Genomic DNA, 16,423 nt, shown 5'->3' with positions numbered 1-16,423 from the left:
CCGACGCGGCCCGTGCCCCTAGACTTCGGCGGTGATCGCATCATGGGGGCTCGATGCCGCGCTCGAAATCGGGATCGCCGCGTTCTGCGCGGGCGAAGAACCGCCGAGCGACGACGTGTTCTGGGAACGGCTGACCGGCGCGGGAGTCGAGCCGTGGCTGGCCGAGCGGCTGCTGGTCTTCCTGCCGATGGCCTACGTCCGGCGGTTGCTGCCGGACGTCACGTATCCGGACACCGTGCGCGACTCCCGCGGGCAGGTCTTCCTCGCGCAGGAACCGGTCTTCGTGGCGGCGCTCGATCGCGCCCAGTACGCGAACCGGGCGGAATTCGAGCGGATCGCGTTCCGCAGCAGCACGTTCGCCGTGATCAACGAGGCGCTGAACGCCGGATCGCAGCTCGCGGACCTGGAACTCGGCGAACCCGTGTTGTTCAAGGATCTGGAACCGGTCGTCGAAGGCGACGGCGGTGTGCCTTCCCCGCAAGCGGTATTCGAGGCTTTCCTTCGCGAGCACGGTGTCCTGCTGGGCGATGACACCCGTGTCGATACGAAACTCATCGTGCATCCCGCCCCGGAAGGCATGGTGATGGCTCAGGTCGACTTCGCCGTGTCACATCCCGCGCTGGCCGAGCCGTGGCTCGTCGAGAGCTTCGCCGGGCACGGCACCACTTGGCGTGAGGCGATCGGCCGTGCGGTGGACGGTTTCCGCCATGGGGCGTTGCATCCGATCGTCGACGGGTTGCTGTCGCCCGGCGCCGCGGCCGATCAGGTCGACCGCGAGCGGTACGACCATCCGGACGGGGCGTTCGAACTCGTGCTGGGCGCGCAGATCACCCTGTTCGCCGAGAACGTGCCTTCCGTCGAACCGCTGCTCGACCGGTTGCTGGAAGCGTTGCGCGCGGAGAAACTCAGCCGGAAGGTGCACGGGCTCCGGTTGTTCGTCGCGCACAACGACGGCGCGCTGCTGAACAACGAAGTCCTCTTGGACAGCCGACCGTGGCCCGGCGGCGAGGCGGTGGTGGCGGATCACCCGGCGCTGGTCACCGAGGGGCGGGTCGCGACGCGGGTGTTCGGGCTGCTCGTGCCCCTCGACGTCTAGTTCAGGTCGGTTCCACGGGTTTCGGCGCTGAGGAACAGGGCGACGACGGTGACGGCGATCGTGCCCACGAGGTACAGCACGACCGCCGTGGGGCCCTGTTTTTCGGCCAGCCACACCGCGATGAGGGGGGCCGGCGCACCGGCGATGATCGAAGACCCTTGGAAGACCAGGGAAGCCCCGGCGAAACGGCGGCGCGTCGGGAAGAGTTCGGCGATCCAAGCCGCTTCCGGCCCGGCGAGGAGGCCGTGCAGCGCAGCCCCGACGCCGACACCGAGATAGAGCAGGGGCAGCGCGTCGGCCTGGACGATCGCGAAGAAGACCGGCGCCCAGACCGCGAGGCCGAGCGCGGGAACCAGCATCGCCACGCGCCGGCCGACGCGATCGGACCAGTAGCCACCGGCCAGCATCCCCGCGAATTGCAGCAGCGATCCGATAGCGACGGCGAGGAGTACGTCGGACTTCTCGTAGCCGAAAGTCTTTGTGGCATAAGCGACCACGAAGACGGTGTAGACGTAGAAGGCCACGTTTTCGCCCAGCCGCACGCCGAGACCGCGCAGGACGGGGCCGGGGTGGGCGAGCGTTTCGAGGATGCTCGACCGTTCGCGGACGGGTTTCGCGGCTGCCCGTGCCTGTGCTTCCTGGAACACCGGCGACTCGTCGATGCGGCGCCGGATCCAGAAGCCGATGACCAACAGCGGGATCGCGAACAGGAACCCGACCCGCCAGCCCCACTGATCGAAGGCGCTGTCGGGGAGCACCAAGGCGACGCCGCCGACCACGGCCGTGGCCAGCACCGTGCCCAGCGGCGCTCCCGCCTGCGGCCACGCCGACCAGAAACCGCGCCGTTTCGGGCTTCCGTATTCGCTGACCATCAGCACCGCCGCGCCGAACTCGCCGCCGAGGGCGAATCCCTGGATCAGCCTCAGCACGACGAGTGAGATCGTCGCCCCGATCCCGACCTGCGAATAGGTGGGAAGCAGCCCGATCGCGGAGGTCGACAATCCGAGGAGCAGGAAAGTGGTCACCAGCATGGGTTTGCGCCCGAGGCGATCGCCGAGATGCCCGAAGACGATGCCGCCGATCGGGCGGGCGACGAAGCCGAGCCCCTGCGTCGCCAGCGCGAGCAGCAACTGGGCGAACCCGTTGCCGCCGGGGAAGAACAGCGGCCCGAGCACGGTGGCCGCGAGGATCCCGTAGAGCGCGAAGTCGTACCACTCGAGCACGGCGCCCGCGGTACTGCCCGCCAGGACCCGCCGGAACGCCGACCGGCTGACACCGGTGGACCTCGAATCGGCCGTTTCGCGCGAGGCGGGCACGTTCGTCACTTTCGCTCCTCGTCTGCGGCCGATTCCAAGCGTCCGATAATCGGACAGCCCGGGACGCTATTCGGACACGTAGGAACATAGACCGCGTCGGCCGGATCGCGCAATCGTCGATGTCGAGGAGACCGGACCGGCTCCGACTCTTCCGTGAAAGCGCCCGGACAGCGGCGCCACGGAGACGAAGGAGGCCTTGCGATGAGCAAGGTGGTGCTGGATGTGTCGATGTCGCTGGACGGTTTCACCGCCGGGCCGAACGTGCGGGCCGAGGAGCCGATGGGGGACGGCGGTGAACGGCTGCACGAGTGGATGGCCGGGGAGGGGGCCGATGCCCGTGCCGTCGAAGAGGTGAACGCGATGGTCGGGGCCACGGTCATCGGGCGGCGCACCTTCGACCTCGGCCTGCGGCCGTGGGGTGGTACGCCGTGGCCCGGCGTGCCGAGCTTCGTGGTCACTAATCGGACTGAGGACGACTTCCGCGGCGACAACGGCGGCATGTTCTTCTTCGATGGACTGGAGGCCGCGGTCCGGCGGGCCAAGGACGCCGCGGGGGACAAAGACGTCCTGGTGATGGGCGCGGACGTCGCCGGGCAACTGCTCGTCGCGGGTCTGCTCGACGAGGTCCACGTTCATGTCGCTCCGGTGCTGCTGGGGCGGGGGACCGGGGTGTTCCGCGGGCGCGTGGGTGAGTTGGTGCCGGAGGGGGCGCCTGTCGCTGGGGTGGCCACTCACCTGCGTTTCCGGGTCGCTGCTCCCGCGTGAGGTTCTGCCGCTGGAGGTCACCGCCACCATCCACTTTCGCGTCCAGCGTCGACGATCAGGCCCGTGAAGGCCTCCTTGCCTACCCTGAAGGTAGGGAAGGAGGCCTTCACACCTGCGTGTACGGCCGCCACCGGTCAACGTGATGCTGAGCGCGCACCTCAACGACCACAGCGATCCACCCGTTCCCACGGCCAGTCCGAAACGAGCCAGCGTGCGACGGCGTCGGCGAGCACACCATCGAGCTCCGCTTTGTCGGCCCGCACCCAGGACTGCACCGTGACGTCCCATTCGGCGGAGGCAGTGGGATACAGATAGACGCATCCGATGACATCGCCGGCCGGGCCGAGGACGGTGAACGTGAAACCGGTGCGCCGCGCGAAGTCTTCGGCGTGGCGGCGCAGATCGGCGAGGTTCTCCTCGAGTGTCATGCCGTCGCGTGGCGGCCAGTCGCCATCGGGATAGCCGGGAGTGGAGCGAATGTGCTCGATGCTCGACGTCCAGGCGGCGTGGTCGGCCTGATTGTGTTCCGGTCCCAGGGGTTCGAGGCGGAACCCGTCGGTGACGAGCGCGGTCGGCGGGACGAAACCGGCTGGTACGAACGCATCCTCGGGCATGGCCAGGACCGTAGTGGCGGACCGGGCGGCCCGCACTCGAGTTTCCGCGCTTGCCGTCGTGCCGTTGGCAGGCCAGCATGATCGCGTGTCAGACGAGGGGATGGAGCAGCGCCTGCTCGACGCGGTCCGCGACGGCGAGGTGCTCGACCTGACCGGGGGCAGAAGGGTCGAGCCGGCCGAGATGCCGTCCTGGGGAAGTAGCCGCACCGTTTCGGCGGCGCTGCTCCGTGACCTGGTCCGCGGCCGCCGGGACGTGGAGGTGGACCCGCACGGGCTGCGGTTGCGCGGAGCGCGGATCGACGGCCGCCTCGATCTGGCGAACATCGCCGGTGAGAGGCGGGTCGAGCTGGTCGACTGCTTCCTGCCCGACGGCCTGGACCTGCGTGACGGCCGCCTGCCGGGCCTGGTGCTGAACGGTTCCCGCTTCGGGCATTCCGCGCAGGACCCGCCGGTGGACGCCGAAAGGTTCACCACTTCGGCGATGACGATGAAGGGTGTGGTCGCGTACGCCCGCACCCCGGCCGGTGCGGTCCGGTTGCGCGGGGCGCAGCTCGGGCTGTTGGAGTGTGACGGGGCGCGGCTGGAGAACACGTCCGGACCCACCCTGCTGGCCGATCGGCTGCGCGTCGAACACGGTGTGTTCCTCCGTGCCGGGTTCCGGGCCACCGGCGCGGTCCAACTGGTCGACGCCCACGTCGGCTTGCTCGATTGCGACGGCGCGCGGCTGGAGAACACGTCCGGGCCTGCGCTGCACGCCAACGGTCTGCGGGTCGACCGAGCGCTGTTCCTCCGCGCCGGGTTCCGGGCCACCGGCACCGCACCCGCCGTTCTCCGGTTGCACGGGGCGTCGATCGAAGGCTCGCTGTGGTTGGACACCAGCGAAGTGACCCGGTCGGATCAGGCTTCGGGGGCGCTGATCGACATCGACGAGCTGACCTACGGAGACCTTCCGGAGCAGATCGGCTTGTCCCGGTGGCTGGAGCTGTTGCGTAGCCGGACGCCCGGTTACGCGGCCCAGCCCTACCAGCAGCTGGCCGCCGTCCATCGCGCGGCGGGCCACGACAGCGAGGCGCGGGACATCCTGATGGCGCAACGGCGTGATCAGATCCGCCGCGGCGGGCTTCGGTGGCACGACCGGGTGTGGGCCCGGTTCACCGGGCTGGCCCTCGGTTTCGGTTATCAACCCTGGCGGGCTTTGCTGTTGTTGCTCGCCGTCCTCGCCGGCTCGGTCGTACTGGCCCTCGTCCTCGGCGGGCAGGACGGTCTGGCGCACACCGCCCGCGCGAGCGCGCCGGCGACGCCGTGCGGTGTCGTGGAACGGATCGGGGTGGGCCTGGATCTCGGGCTGCCGCTGGTCAAAACGGGAGCTCGGGAGCTGTGCGCCCCCACCGGTACCGCCGCCGGGCAGACCCTCACCGTCGCGGGCTGGGTTCTGCAGCTGGCTGCCTGGGCGTCGGCCACCCTGTTCATCGCGGGTTTCACCGGCGCCGTCCGCAAGACCTGACGGCTACCTCGCGAAAACGAGGTCGTAATCCTTTCGCCAGGTGGCTCCCTGATCTTCGGACGCCTCCCAGCGGCCCGTGATCCGATCCGGCTCGACCTCGGCGACGAACCGTTGGAACATGTCGGGGTCTTCCCGGCTCAGAGTCCATTCGGTGCCGTCGAAATCCATGGCGAAGACCCGGCACACGCCCCGTTCGTCGTGGTACAGAGCCGTATACGCGTCGCGGGTGTCGCTGCGGCCGAGAACCAGGACCATCTCGCTCGCGGCTTGCCCGTCTTCGCCGCCCATCGTCCAGCGAAGGACCACGAACGCGTCACCGAGCCATTCGATCGTGGCCGAACCCGGCACCTCCTGATCGGGCGGTTCCAGAAACCACGCGTCGCTCAGCGTCGTCCGCCACGATCCGACCAGGACGTCCAACCGTTCCATGGCTTCGTTGCGCATCACTGCCTCCTCGCGTGGCCCGGTGATCCGCCAGCGTAGTCAGTTCGCCGAACGCGGCAAGCTCGCCCGGACCTGCTCGGCGGCCCGCTCACCCGACGAGGCCGCGTCGGCGAGGGAAGGCATGTCGAGCTGATAGTCGCCGGCAAGGTGCACCGGGCCGAGATGGCGGCGCAGGGTCGGCAGCGAGGCACGTCCGCCGGGTGCCCAGAACGGCACGACCCGGTGGTGACGCCGGACGATCCCCTCGTCGAGTTTCCCTTCGAGTTCGGGGTAGAGCGAGAGGAGATCCGCGGTGAACCGGTTGACGATTTCCTCGTCGGTGAGTTCGAACAGGTTGTCCGCCACCGCGCCGCCCGCGAAGCAGGCCAGCGCGCCGCCCGGTTTCCGCGCGCCGGGACCACGCAGGGCCGCGGCGTGGTTGAACATCGCCTGAAATGACAGCTGCGGCGTCGAAACGGCGATGTAGTCGTCCCATCGCTGCGGGCCCTCTTCGTGGGTGAAGAAGCCGACCACCACGTACCGCCCGTAGCGGATGTCGTCGAACGCCGACCGGTATTCGGGCGGCAGGCCGGGCATGAGCTTCACGGCCACGTCGCTCGGAACGGCGACGATCGCCCGGCGGGCCCGTATCCGCGCCGGTCCGTTCTCGTCGGCGTAGTCCACGACGACACCGTCCTCGGTCCACTCCACCGACGTCACCGGGGAGTTCAGCCGCAGCCGATCGCCGAGGTCGGTGGCCAATACGTCGGTGAGGGTCTGATTTCCCCCTTCCGGCAAGGAGAAGTTGGGCACCTTCGCCGGATCGGTGAGGAGGATGCCCATCGAGAAGACGAACTGGGTCGCGGCGGTCTCCTCGGGCTCGCAGCCCATCCATTGCCCGGACCACGACCGGACCATGTCCCGCGCGACCTCGGAGCCGATCCCTCGAAGCACATAAGACGCGGATAGGGCGTCGAGTTTCGCCCTGACCCGTTTCGCCAGACGGTTGCCGGGATTCATCTGCAAGAACGGTGCCGCGGCGAGGATGCGAGCGCCGACGGCCGCCAGCCCGAGCCGGTCCAGGAAGGTCATCCGGGAGCGGAACATCAGGCCGAACGGATTCGAGGTGTCGACCTGCTTCCCGTGGAGCGCGAGGGCCACCTTCTTGCCCGCCAGCGTCCCCATCGCGACCTGGTGGCGTTCGAGGGCTTCGATCAGCGGGCCGGTCCCCTCGGTGAACTGGGTGCCGAGGTTGATCCAGTAATCGCCTTGGCGCACCGACTCCACCCGGCCACCGGCGCGATCGGTGGCTTCGAGCACGACGACGTCCCGATCGGACAGCGCGGTCGCCGCCATCAAACCCGCCATACCGGCACCGATCACGACGACTTCCGTCTCGAGTTCGATCATGGCTCGCTCCGTTCCGCTGTCGGCTTCAGTGCCGTGGAGACGGCGTCCACCAGCCGTCCCATGGCCGCTTTGCTGCTCCGGCTGATCGCCGTGAAGGAGATGTAGCCGTGCACGAGCTCGGGCTCGTAGATCACTTCGGTCGGTACGCCGCTCGCCAGCAACGCGGTCGCGTAGGCGAGTCCGTCGTCGCGGAGCGGGTCGAATCCGGCGACCGTCACGATGGCGCGGGGAAGGCCGCTCAGGTCGCCTGCCCGCAACGGCGACACCCGCGGGTCCAGGCGGTCGGCTCCATCGGGCAGGTAATGCCCCATGAACCACTCGATCTGTTTCGCCGACAACGCGGGGGAGCCGGCGAACTCGTCCTGCGACGGACGCCGCTCCGAAACGTCGGTCACCGGCTGGATGAGCACCTGCGCCATCGGCTGGACCGCTTCGCCGCGAAGTCGTTGGCAGAGCGCGGCGGCGATGTTGCCGCCCGCGCTTTCACCCGCTACGACGATCCGGTGTGGATCCGCGTGCTCGACTGCGTACTGCCAAGCGGCGAGCGCGTCTTCGTGCGCTGCCGGGAAGGGATGCTCGGGTGCGAGACGGTACTCGACGGACAGGACGTCGGCGCCCGTTCCCTGCGCGAGCATCCGCGCGGGAGAGGCATAACTCGCACGGCTTCCCAGCGCGAATCCGCCGCCGTGGAAGAAAAGGATCAGACTCCCGGACGGCTTGCCGGAGCCGTAGCGGGTCGCCGACAGCCCACCGCCGAGGTCGAGTTCCTGTTCGACCGCGCACGGGCCGATCCGGTCGGCGAACAACGCCGCGTCGCGCTCCGTCACCTCGCGGGCCTCCGTCGCCGACAGCTCGCTGTAGTCGTCACCGGCCTCCGTGAGCCTCATCAGGAAGGCGACGTCGACGGCCATCCGGTCGCCGGCGTCGTTGACCGGCGGGCGTACCAGCCGCGCGAGGAGTGGGGCGGGGGTGCGGCTCAAGGCGATGACGAAGGCCCGCTGGAGACGCTGGCCGAAGCTGAGACGCGCCGCGGTCATGAGTCGCTCGTGACGCTCGTGAGGCCGGCGCGGGTGGAATCCCGGACGGAGAAACGGATGTGCCGGTCGACCAGTTTCCCTTTGCAGAGCCGGTTGTCCTTCACGAACGTCGTGTGCATCCGCCACGGCAGCTCGGTGCCCTGACGCGGAAGTTCGGGCTTCGCCCGCTGCATGTAACCCGCGGTGAGATCGAGGAGATCCGTGGTGGCGAGCCCTTCCGGCACGACCGGCACCGCGATGTCGTACCCGTTCGTGTCCATCCGGCGGATCACGTCGGCGACCAACCGGCACACGTTGCTCAGCCGGAGGGTCCACGACGCCTTGGTGTAGCCGAGCATCATGGCCCAGTTCGGGATGCCGGAGAAGAGGGCGCCGCGATAGAGAAGGGTGTCGGACATCCGCACCGGGCGACCGTCCACTGTGGGCTGGATGCCGCCCAGCATCTGCATGACGAGACCGGTCGCGGTGACGATGACGTCGGCCTCCAGCGTCTTGCCCGACTCCAGCAGGATGCCGTTCTCGGTGAAGCGGTCGATCCGGTCGGTGACGACGTCGGCGTTCCCGTCGCGGAGTGCCTTGAAGAACTCGCCGTCCGGCGTGACGCAGAGACGCTCGTCCCAAGGGGCGTAAGGCGGATTGAAATGCGTGTCCACGTCGATGCCCGGCGGAAGCTCCTTCATCGTCCACTTGCGCAACGCCTTCCGCCCGAACTCGGGGAACTTGCGCAGACTGGATACGAGCAGGAAGTCGATCCAGATGTTCTTCAGCCGCGTGGCCGCGTAGCCGCGCTCGGCCCCGAGCAATTTGGTGAGTTTGACGGCGATGTTGTCGAACCGCGGCTGGGAGGCGATGTAACTCGGGGTGCGCTGCAGCATCGTCACGTGTGCCGCGGCGCCGTCGCCCATCAGCATGGCCGGGAGCATCGTCACCGCCGTCGCGCCACTCCCGATGATCACCACGCGCTTGCCGCGGTGGTCGTAGTTTTCGGGCCACTGCTGGGGATGCAGGACGTCGCCCCGGAAGTCGTCACGCCCTTCGAAGTGGGGCGTGTATCCCGTGTCGTATCGGTAATAGCCGGTCGCGCTGAAGACGAAGCGGGTCTTGATCGTCTTCGCGTGTTCAGTACCGGCGTCGTCCGTCGCGGTCACTTGAAGCGTCCAGCGTGCCTCCGTGCTCGACCAGTCGGCGGAGGTCACCCGGTGCCGGAGCCGGAGGATCTTGTCCAGGCCGAATTCGTGCACCGTCTCGTCGAGGTATTCACGGATCAGCGGCGCCTCGGCGATGGCGCTGCGATGCCGCCACGGCTTGAACTCGTAGGCGTAGGTGTGCAGATCGGAGTCGGACCGGACACCGGGATAGCGGAACAGATCCCAGGTGCCGCCGATCGAGTCGCGGGACTCCAGCAGGATGATCTTCTTGCCGGGGAAGTCCGTCCTCAGGTGCTGGGCCGCGCCGATACCCGAGATGCCGGCGCCGATGACGACGATGTCGGCGGCCTCTGTGGCGTCCGTGTCCTTCATACTGCACTTCCTTCTCGGTTGGCTGGGATGACGCCGGTCCCGCGGGCGCGGGTGGCGACGATGGGTTCGGCGAGGACTTCCGCGCCGCCATTGCGATCGGTGGCCCTGGCGATCACACGGAGTTCGAAGTCGATGGTCCGGCTCCGGGTGCCTTTCGCCGCGAGCCTGGCTTCGACCTCGATGACGTCGCCGCCATGCACCGGCGACAGGAATTCCACGGACGAGTAGCCCGCGAAGAGGCTCTCGTGACCGTCCATGACGATCGCGAGATGAGTTCCGGCGTCGCCGAACAGCGCCAGGCCGAACGCGCCGTCGACGAGGTTGCCGGCGTAGTGGGCCTCGGAGTAGGCGACGTAGCGCTGATGGATGACGTGCATGGACGCTCCTAGTAGGTCATCCGATTAAGTCATTTGATCGAGTGTGTGGCAACTTCCCGCCCTCGTCAAGGGGCGGTATCGGCGCTCGCCCGAATGGGTCTGTTGACAACACGGGGTGGCACGCCCATCATCTTTGTCAATTGATCGAGTCATATGACTAACTCCGGCGTGACACCGCCGAGATCGAGAGGGCCGACGAATGGCCGAGATCATGACGTTCCCCGAGACACCCGTGAGAGAGGGTCAGGCCGTCGCCATCGTGATCGAGGACGACGCGACTCCTTTCGTCCGGCTGATCGGGCGCACCTTGCGCGACTCCTCGCGAATCGGTCACGCACAGGAGGTCCTGGGCCGATCCGCCGGCACGGTGGCGGTCCGCTCCCACGACACGCCGCAGTCGGCGACGATCGCCTTCCGCGGCGACACGATCGCGGTGACCGGAGGTGTGGTGATCGAGCCCGACGCGACGGTCTTCGTCGACCTGCGGGCGCGTTTCGCCTCCGTGCGTGAGTCCGCCGGCGCTGTCGTCCTGGCCGCCGACACCTTGCGCGCGCTGACGCCGCCGCTACCGCACTGGCGTGCGGCCGCCCGGCACTTCTGGGCGGTGACAAGGGAAATCCCGGGAATCCCCGATGTCTTGATCGTCGAGGCCGATGGCTCGGAGCGGCAGCGGTTCGGCGACGGGGCGACCGAGTACCTGATGGCGGGCCCGGCCGACCTGCTCGCCGGTTTCTTCAGCGGAGCGGACGATTTCGCCGGCTCCCTGGCGGCCGGGCTGCGGATCAAAGGCACGTTGGCGCAGATGTCGGTCATGACGGCCGCTTCGTGGAAGGTCCGATTCGATGTCTGATCCACGCGCCGTTCGCCTCGAAGCGACGAACCACGACGGAAGTTTTCTCGGCAAGAACGTCTCGCTCGCGAAGTTCGCCTCGGGGAAAGAAACCGGCTTCGCCTTCGCCGACATCCTGTTCGCGATCGACCTCGGCAACGAGATCGTCCTCGGTGACGCTTTCCCGGACTGGCGCGGCAATCTCCACGACATCCAGATGGTCCCGGACCTGTCGACCCTCGTCGAATGGAAGCCGGGCCTGGATTCGGTCATCGGCGACTACTGGCTGAAGGACGGCACGCCCGTGCCGATCTGCCCGCGGAACCTCGTGCGGAAACTGGTGGCCCGGCTTGCGGTTCTCGGATACACCGCGACGATCGCCGTGGAGATCGAAGCGACGTTGTTCGAGGAATCCGTTCAGGAGGCGCGAAAGCGCGGATACCGGGATCTGACGCCGTTGGGCGGCGGCACGGGAGCGACCTATCACTTGGCGAGGTCCAAGGACTGGGTCGACTACATGGAAGCGGTCGTCGATCGGCTCGATCGTGTCGGCATCGCCTGGGAAGCTTGGACCGACGAGGCCGCCGCCGGGCAGACCGAGCTGAACCTGGCGCCGACGGATCCGATCACCCTGGCCGATTCGTGGGTACGCACGCGGCAGATCATGCGGGAGGTCGCGTTCGAACAGGGCCATACGGTGACCTTCATGGCCAAGCCGACGGCGGGTTATGGACAGGGCGCCCACCTCAACCTGTCGCTCCAGAGCGACGGGGTGAACCGGTTCTTCGCCGAAGACGGCCCGTCCCGGCTGATGCGGCACGCGGTCGGCGGACTGCTGGCCACGATGCCGGGCAACACGTCGATCGCGTTGCCGCAGATCACCTCCTACCGGCGGCTGGTGGACTTCACCGGGCCACCCACCGTCGTGAGCTGGGGCGTCGACAACAAGACGGCCGCGGTCCGGGCCATCACCGGCCACCCGAAGTATTCGCGGCTCGAATACCGGCTTCCCGGCGCCGACGTCAATCCCTACCTCGCGCCGGCCGGGATGCTGGCCGGAGTCCTGGCAGGCATCGAGCGGGAGATCGAGCCGCCGGAGCAGGTCACGGACATGGCGTGGTGCCTTCCCGACGGCGCCGGACCGGCCCGGATCCCCGACACGATGTCGAAAGCGGGCGCCGCGCTGGACGCCGATCCTCTCCTGCGCGAGTACCTCGGTGACGAGTTCGTGGACTTCTGGGTCGCGTCGCGGCGCTGGGAGTGGATGGAGTTCCACACCAAGGGCGGCGACCCGTTCGCCGAACTCTCCCAGTGGGAGTCGACTCGATACTTCGAGTTCCCGTGAGCGCGCGTCCGATGATCGGCATCACCGGCAGGCGCTTCCGGCTGGATCTGATCAGGGGAGCCGACGAGCGGTACGGCGACCGTTGTCTCGACAGCTACATGTCGGACTTCGCGACCCGGATCGCGCAGGCCGGCGGGCTTCCGGTGTATCTCTCCTACGACACCGACGCGACGGAGATCTGTCAGCGGCTGTCCGGGGTCGTGATCACCGGCGGGCAGGACGTCCACCCGGCGTTTTGGGGCGGCGACCCGGCTGTGGTCCGCGACATCGATCCGAGAACCGACCCGATGGTCCACGACGCGGCCCGGGACGAGTACGAGATCGCGCTCGTCCGTGCCGCCCTGGAACAGGGGATTCCGGTGCTCGGGGTGTGCCGCGGGATGCAGGTGCTCAACGTCGCGCTCGGCGGCACCCTCGTCGCCGATCTGCCGTCCGGATCAGTGAGTCACCTGTCGGCGGAGACCGCGCCCACCGACGGCACCGCCGATCACCTCGTGTCCTTTGAGAAAGGCTCGATCGCCGCCCGTCTGTTCGGCGAGCACGCGATGACCAACTCGTGGCACCACCAGGCCGTCGACCGCTGCGGCACCGGTCTGGTCGTGACCGGACGGACGAGCGATGGCGTGGTCGAAGCGGTCGAACTCCCGTGTGCCCCGGTGCTCGGCGTCCAGTGGCATCCGGAATGGATGAAGAGCGAGGACCCGGCGATGACCTGGATGGTCCAGGCCGCGGCGAAGAAGCGAAGGAGCTTGCCATGACCGCGGAAGTCGCTTTCGAACGGCTCGGCGACGACCCCGCCGTCCCGACGCTGACGGAACTGCTCTCGCGGCGCGCGAAGGACTCGCCTACGCGGGAGTTCCTGCGGTTCGGGGAGTGGTCGTGGAGCTTCGCCGAGATCGACGACTGGACCTCCAGGCTGGCGCACCGGCTGATCGAGGTCGACGGCGTCCGGCCCGGCGAGCGGGTCGCGATCATGCTCCCGAACGTCGTGCACTGGCCCGTGGTGTGGCTCGCCGTACTGAAGGCCGGCGCGGTCGCCGTTCCGGTCAACAGTTCCTATCAGCGGGCGGATCTCGCCTTCGTCCTCCGGGATTCAGGGGCACGCGTGGTGTGCACCGATGCCGGACGTTCGGTTCTGATCGGTGAGGTGGTCGCGGGTGAGGACGTCCGCGTCATCGACGTCGCCGACGACGGGTCGGAGTCGTTCCCGGCGACTCCTCCGGCCGTGCCGATCGACGGCGGGGCACTCGCGAACCTGCAGTACACGTCGGGCACGACCGGTTTCCCCAAGGCGTGCATGCTCACCCACGACTACTGGGTGCGGCTGGGCTGGATCTGCGCGGCGGCGACCGGGCTCGGTGCCGACGACGTCCTTCTTACCGCGCAACCGTTCTCGTACATGGATCCACAGTGGAACACCGCGCTGGCCCTGACGGCCGGTGCGCCGCTGGTGGTGCTGCCCCGTTTCTCCGCGTCGACCTTCATGGCGGACGTCCGGCGGCACCGCGCGACCTTCTTCTACGTCCTCGGTTCCATGCCGACGTTGCTGTTCAAGCAGCCGCCTTCCCCCGAAGACCGCGACAACGACCTCCGGCTCGTCTTCTGTTCGGGAATCCCGAGCGGTCTTCACGCGAAGCTGGAGGAGCGATGGGGTGCCCCGTGGCGCGAGGTCTACGGGATGACCGAGTCCGGGATCGACCTGTTCAGCCCGTTCGACGACCCCGGCGCCGTGGGAAGTGGGAGCCTGGGCGGCCCGGTGCCGACGAAACAGGTGCGCGTCGTCGGCCCCGACGGCGCCGACCTGCCCGACGGTGAGGCCGGTGAGCTGATCATCGCGGGCACACCGATGATGAACGGCTACTGGAACCGCCCGGAGGACACCGCCCGCGTGCTGCGGGACGGCTGGCTCCACACCGGTGATGTCGTCGTCCGCCGCCCCGACCACGGCCTCCGGCTGGTCGGCCGGATCAAGGACATGGTGCGACGCGGCGGCGAGAACGTCGCGAGCGTGGAGGTCGAAGCCGCCCTCGAGCGGGACGACCTGGTGGTGTCCGCCGCCGTCGTCGCCGAACCCGACGAGACCTTCGGCGAGGAGGTCAAGGCGTTCGTGCGGCTGGCGGCCGGTGTGCCCGCGGTCCGGGCGACCGCCGAGCGGATCGTCGAACGGGCGGGCGAGGAACTCGCGCGGTTCAAGGTGCCGCGCTATGTCGAGTTCGTCGCCGATTTCCCCCGCACTCCTTCCGAACGCGTTTCCAAACCGGCGCTCAAAGCCCGTGCCGCGGCCGATCCCGGCGTGACGTACGACCTCGGTGCGCGACGGCCGAGGGGATTCCTCGACGTCGGCGTCGTCCGGGACGTGGCGGTGGTGACGCTCCGCCGCCCCGAAAAGCTCAACGCCATGGACGTCGCCACCCGGCTCCGGCTGGCGAGCGTCATCCGCGAGTTCGGGACCGGCGAGCGCGTGCGCGGGATCGTGCTCACCGGCGAGGGACGAGCCTTCTCCGCGGGCGAGGATCTCCGGAGCGCGCCGTCGACGGAAGCCGAGATGCGTGAGGCGTTCGCGAGTTTCCACGACATCACCCGGGCGATCCTGGAGACGCGGGTGCCCGTGATCGCGGCCGTCAACGGAATCGCGGTGGGGGGAGCCTCGGAGATCACTTTGTGCTGCGACGCCCGCATCGGAACCCCGGCGACGGAGTACTTCCAACCGGAGAACGGCCGGGGCATCACGATCTCGAACGCGTCCAGCGTGCTGTTGCGGCGGCTCGTCGGAAACCACGCGACGCGCCTGATTCTCGGTTCTCCTCGCGTCCGGGCCGACGAAGCCCTGCGGATCGGCCTTCTGGACGAGATCGTCGAGCCCGCCGCCTTGATCGACCGCGCCGTCGACACCGTCGTCAGCTGGACTCCGGAGGGGAACACGACAGCCCTCCATCTCGCGCTCCTGCGCCCGCGCGGGGAAGACGTCGAAGCGGCCTTCGCCCGTGAGGACCTCGCTGCCGCCCAGGCATGGGAGAGCGGTGTCCTGCGCGCGGGCATCGAGGGCTTTCTGTCCACGAAATCCGAAAGGGAGACCTCGACATGATCGACACCCAGGCCGCGGTGCTGACCGCCGTCGGCGAACCACTCGAGCTGACCGTCATCCGGGTGGACGACCCGGAACCGCACGAGGTGCGGGTCGCGGTCACGAACGTGGGGCTGTGCCACAGCGACCTGCACTACATGACCGGAACGGTGCCGACCGGCCTCCCGGTCGTGGTCGGCCACGAGGTGGCGGGCGTGGTCGAGGCGGTCGGCTCGCAGGTGTCCGCGCTGCGCCCCGGTGACCGGGTGGTCGGCGCGCTGACCCCGTCCTGCGGCCGGTGCGCGAACTGTGAAGCCGGGCGGTCGACCCAATGCCGTCGGGTGGAGGAGATCCGTCGCCGCCCGCGGCCCGCGTTCCAGACCACGGCGGGCCAGCCGATCGAGCGGCTGGGTGACATCGGGGCGTTCTCCCGGCACGTCCTCATGCGCGAGAACTCGTTGGTGAGGCTTCCGGACGACGTTCCGCTGCACGTCGGTTGCCTGCTGGCCTGCTGTGTCATCACCGGCGTCGGCGCCGTGTTCCGCGGTGCCGAGGTGCGTCCGGGCAGCACGGTCGCGGTCATCGGCTGCGGCGGCGTCGGATCGGCCATCATCCAAGGGGCCAGGCTCGCCGGCGCCTCGGCGATCGTCGCGATCGATCTGGACGACGAGCGACTCAAGGCCGCACGGGACTACGGCGCCACCCATGTCGTCAACGGCGGGGACGGAGACCCGGTCGCGGAAGTCCACCGCTTGCTCGGCGACGGGGTGGACTACTCCTTCGAAGCCGTCGGCTCGGCCCGCACCGCCGCGACGGCGCTGGCCCTCGTGCGCCCCACGGGGACCGCGTGCCTGGTCGGGATAGCGCCCGGAGGCACGGAACTCAGCGTTCCGGCATCGGACTTCTTCTTCGAGGAGAAGCGGCTCATCGGCTCCTACATGGGCTCCGGCCAGGCGCGGCAGGACATCCTGCAGCTCGCCAGCCTGTACCGGCAGGGACGCCTCCTGCTCGACGAGATGGTGACGCGCGTAATCCCGTTCGGCGAGATCAACGAGGGCTTCGAGGCGATGAAGTCCGGCGACGTGACCCGCATCGTCGTCGATCTCCAGTCCTGACCGGCGAA

Annotated in this window: 15 protein-coding genes; 8 read left to right on the top strand and 7 right to left on the bottom strand. The window is 68.7% G+C overall.

Annotated elements, in window-relative coordinates; translation table 11 throughout:
- The first annotated feature begins 31 nt into the window (after positions 1–31).
- Positions 32–1,096 carry a DUF6348 family protein gene (locus AVR91_RS06830; protein WP_063272975.1) on the top strand — a complete coding sequence of 355 codons (1,065 nt, stop codon included), beginning with the start codon at positions 32–34 and terminating at the stop codon, positions 1,094–1,096.
- Here the strand turns inward: AVR91_RS06830 and AVR91_RS06825 are convergent.
- Entirely contained in the window at positions 1,093–2,421 is a 1,329-nt protein-coding gene (locus tag AVR91_RS06825; RefSeq protein ID WP_083715496.1) for an MFS transporter, read from the bottom strand. The two genes, AVR91_RS06830 and AVR91_RS06825, sit on opposite strands and share 4 nt — an antisense overlap.
- 192 nt (positions 2,422–2,613) lie before the next feature.
- Here AVR91_RS06825 and AVR91_RS06820 point away from each other — a divergent pair, with 192 nt between their 5' ends.
- A complete protein-coding gene (locus AVR91_RS06820) occupies positions 2,614–3,177 on the top strand; it encodes a dihydrofolate reductase family protein (protein ID WP_063272976.1) in 564 nt (187 codons plus the stop codon).
- A gap of 158 nt (positions 3,178–3,335) precedes the next feature.
- On the opposite strand, the gene AVR91_RS06815 is transcribed toward AVR91_RS06820, so the two are convergent.
- Positions 3,336–3,791 carry a GNAT family N-acetyltransferase gene (locus AVR91_RS06815; RefSeq protein WP_063272834.1) on the bottom strand — a complete coding sequence of 152 codons (456 nt, stop codon included), beginning with the start codon at positions 3,789–3,791 and terminating at the stop codon, positions 3,336–3,338.
- A gap of 85 nt (positions 3,792–3,876) precedes the next feature.
- Here AVR91_RS06815 and AVR91_RS06810 point away from each other — a divergent pair, with 85 nt between their 5' ends.
- Positions 3,877–5,295 (top strand): hypothetical protein, encoded by a 1,419-nt coding sequence (locus AVR91_RS06810; RefSeq protein WP_143253907.1) that lies wholly within the window; start codon positions 3,877–3,879, stop codon positions 5,293–5,295.
- A 3-nt stretch (positions 5,296–5,298) separates the two neighbouring features.
- Here AVR91_RS06810 and AVR91_RS06805 read toward each other — a convergent pair whose 3' ends face one another.
- From AVR91_RS06805 to AVR91_RS06785, 5 genes are read right to left on the bottom strand one after another with little or no spacing between them, the layout of a single operon-like run.
- Positions 5,299–5,739, bottom strand: coding sequence for a hypothetical protein (locus AVR91_RS06805; protein ID WP_063272832.1), 441 nt, complete (start codon positions 5,737–5,739; stop codon positions 5,299–5,301).
- 39 nt (positions 5,740–5,778) lie between these two features.
- Complete coding sequence (locus AVR91_RS06800; RefSeq protein ID WP_063272831.1) at positions 5,779–7,128, bottom strand: flavin monoamine oxidase family protein; 1,350 nt, start codon at positions 7,126–7,128, stop codon at positions 5,779–5,781.
- Positions 7,125–8,165, bottom strand: a complete 1,041-nt coding sequence (locus AVR91_RS06795; protein ID WP_063272830.1) for an alpha/beta hydrolase — start codon at positions 8,163–8,165, stop codon at positions 7,125–7,127. The genes AVR91_RS06800 and AVR91_RS06795 overlap by 4 nt, the downstream gene beginning before the upstream one ends.
- A complete protein-coding gene (locus AVR91_RS06790) occupies positions 8,162–9,685 on the bottom strand; it encodes a flavin-containing monooxygenase (RefSeq protein ID WP_063272829.1) in 1,524 nt (507 codons plus the stop codon). Before AVR91_RS06790 ends, AVR91_RS06795 begins: the two co-directional genes overlap by 4 nt.
- On the bottom strand, positions 9,682–10,062 hold the full coding sequence (locus tag AVR91_RS06785; protein ID WP_063272828.1) for a hotdog domain-containing protein: 381 nt from the start codon (positions 10,060–10,062) through the stop codon (positions 9,682–9,684). Before AVR91_RS06785 ends, AVR91_RS06790 begins: the two co-directional genes overlap by 4 nt.
- A gap of 199 nt (positions 10,063–10,261) precedes the next feature.
- Between AVR91_RS06785 and AVR91_RS06780 the strand changes: the two genes are divergently transcribed.
- Genes AVR91_RS06780 through AVR91_RS06760 form a run of 5 tightly spaced genes read left to right on the top strand, consistent with a single transcriptional unit; the run spans position 10,262 to position 16,415 of the window.
- A complete protein-coding gene (locus tag AVR91_RS06780; RefSeq protein WP_063272827.1) occupies positions 10,262–10,912 on the top strand; it encodes a hypothetical protein in 651 nt (216 codons plus the stop codon).
- Positions 10,905–12,236 (top strand): glutamine synthetase family protein, encoded by a 1,332-nt coding sequence (locus AVR91_RS06775; RefSeq protein WP_063272826.1) that lies wholly within the window; start codon positions 10,905–10,907, stop codon positions 12,234–12,236. Before AVR91_RS06780 ends, AVR91_RS06775 begins: the two co-directional genes overlap by 8 nt.
- Positions 12,233–12,994, top strand: a complete 762-nt coding sequence (locus AVR91_RS06770) for a gamma-glutamyl-gamma-aminobutyrate hydrolase family protein (RefSeq protein WP_228709136.1) — start codon at positions 12,233–12,235, stop codon at positions 12,992–12,994. Before AVR91_RS06775 ends, AVR91_RS06770 begins: the two co-directional genes overlap by 4 nt.
- Complete coding sequence (locus AVR91_RS06765; RefSeq protein ID WP_063272824.1) at positions 12,991–15,321, top strand: AMP-binding protein; 2,331 nt, start codon at positions 12,991–12,993, stop codon at positions 15,319–15,321. Before AVR91_RS06770 ends, AVR91_RS06765 begins: the two co-directional genes overlap by 4 nt.
- Positions 15,318–16,415 carry a Zn-dependent alcohol dehydrogenase gene (locus AVR91_RS06760; RefSeq protein WP_063272823.1) on the top strand — a complete coding sequence of 366 codons (1,098 nt, stop codon included), beginning with the start codon at positions 15,318–15,320 and terminating at the stop codon, positions 16,413–16,415. Before AVR91_RS06765 ends, AVR91_RS06760 begins: the two co-directional genes overlap by 4 nt.
- The last annotated feature ends 8 nt before the right edge of the window (positions 16,416–16,423 follow it).

Origin of the sequence: Amycolatopsis keratiniphila subsp. keratiniphila (assembly GCF_001620365.2) — a bacterium.
Lineage (GTDB): Bacteria > Actinomycetota > Actinomycetes > Mycobacteriales > Pseudonocardiaceae > Amycolatopsis > Amycolatopsis keratiniphila.
The sequence above is the reverse complement of the archived record's forward strand: the minus strand, read 5'-3'. Positions and strand labels throughout refer to the sequence as shown.

Coding starts and splice junctions, on each gene's coding strand:
- AVR91_RS06815 (WP_063272834.1), bottom strand. CDS start 3,791: ATGCCCGAGGATGCGTTCGTACCAGCCGGTTTCGTCCCGCCGACCGCG.
- AVR91_RS06800 (WP_063272831.1), bottom strand. CDS start 7,128: ATGATCGAACTCGAGACGGAAGTCGTCGTGATCGGTGCCGGTATGGCG.
- AVR91_RS06780 (WP_063272827.1), top strand. CDS start 10,262: ATGGCCGAGATCATGACGTTCCCCGAGACACCCGTGAGAGAGGGTCAG.
- AVR91_RS06805 (WP_063272832.1), bottom strand. CDS start 5,739: ATGCGCAACGAAGCCATGGAACGGTTGGACGTCCTGGTCGGATCGTGG.
- AVR91_RS06775 (WP_063272826.1), top strand. CDS start 10,905: ATGTCTGATCCACGCGCCGTTCGCCTCGAAGCGACGAACCACGACGGA.
- AVR91_RS06795 (WP_063272830.1), bottom strand. CDS start 8,165: ATGACCGCGGCGCGTCTCAGCTTCGGCCAGCGTCTCCAGCGGGCCTTC.
- AVR91_RS06760 (WP_063272823.1), top strand. CDS start 15,318: ATGATCGACACCCAGGCCGCGGTGCTGACCGCCGTCGGCGAACCACTC.
- AVR91_RS06785 (WP_063272828.1), bottom strand. CDS start 10,062: ATGCACGTCATCCATCAGCGCTACGTCGCCTACTCCGAGGCCCACTAC.
- AVR91_RS06790 (WP_063272829.1), bottom strand. CDS start 9,685: ATGAAGGACACGGACGCCACAGAGGCCGCCGACATCGTCGTCATCGGC.
- AVR91_RS06765 (WP_063272824.1), top strand. CDS start 12,991: ATGACCGCGGAAGTCGCTTTCGAACGGCTCGGCGACGACCCCGCCGTC.
- AVR91_RS06820 (WP_063272976.1), top strand. CDS start 2,614: ATGAGCAAGGTGGTGCTGGATGTGTCGATGTCGCTGGACGGTTTCACC.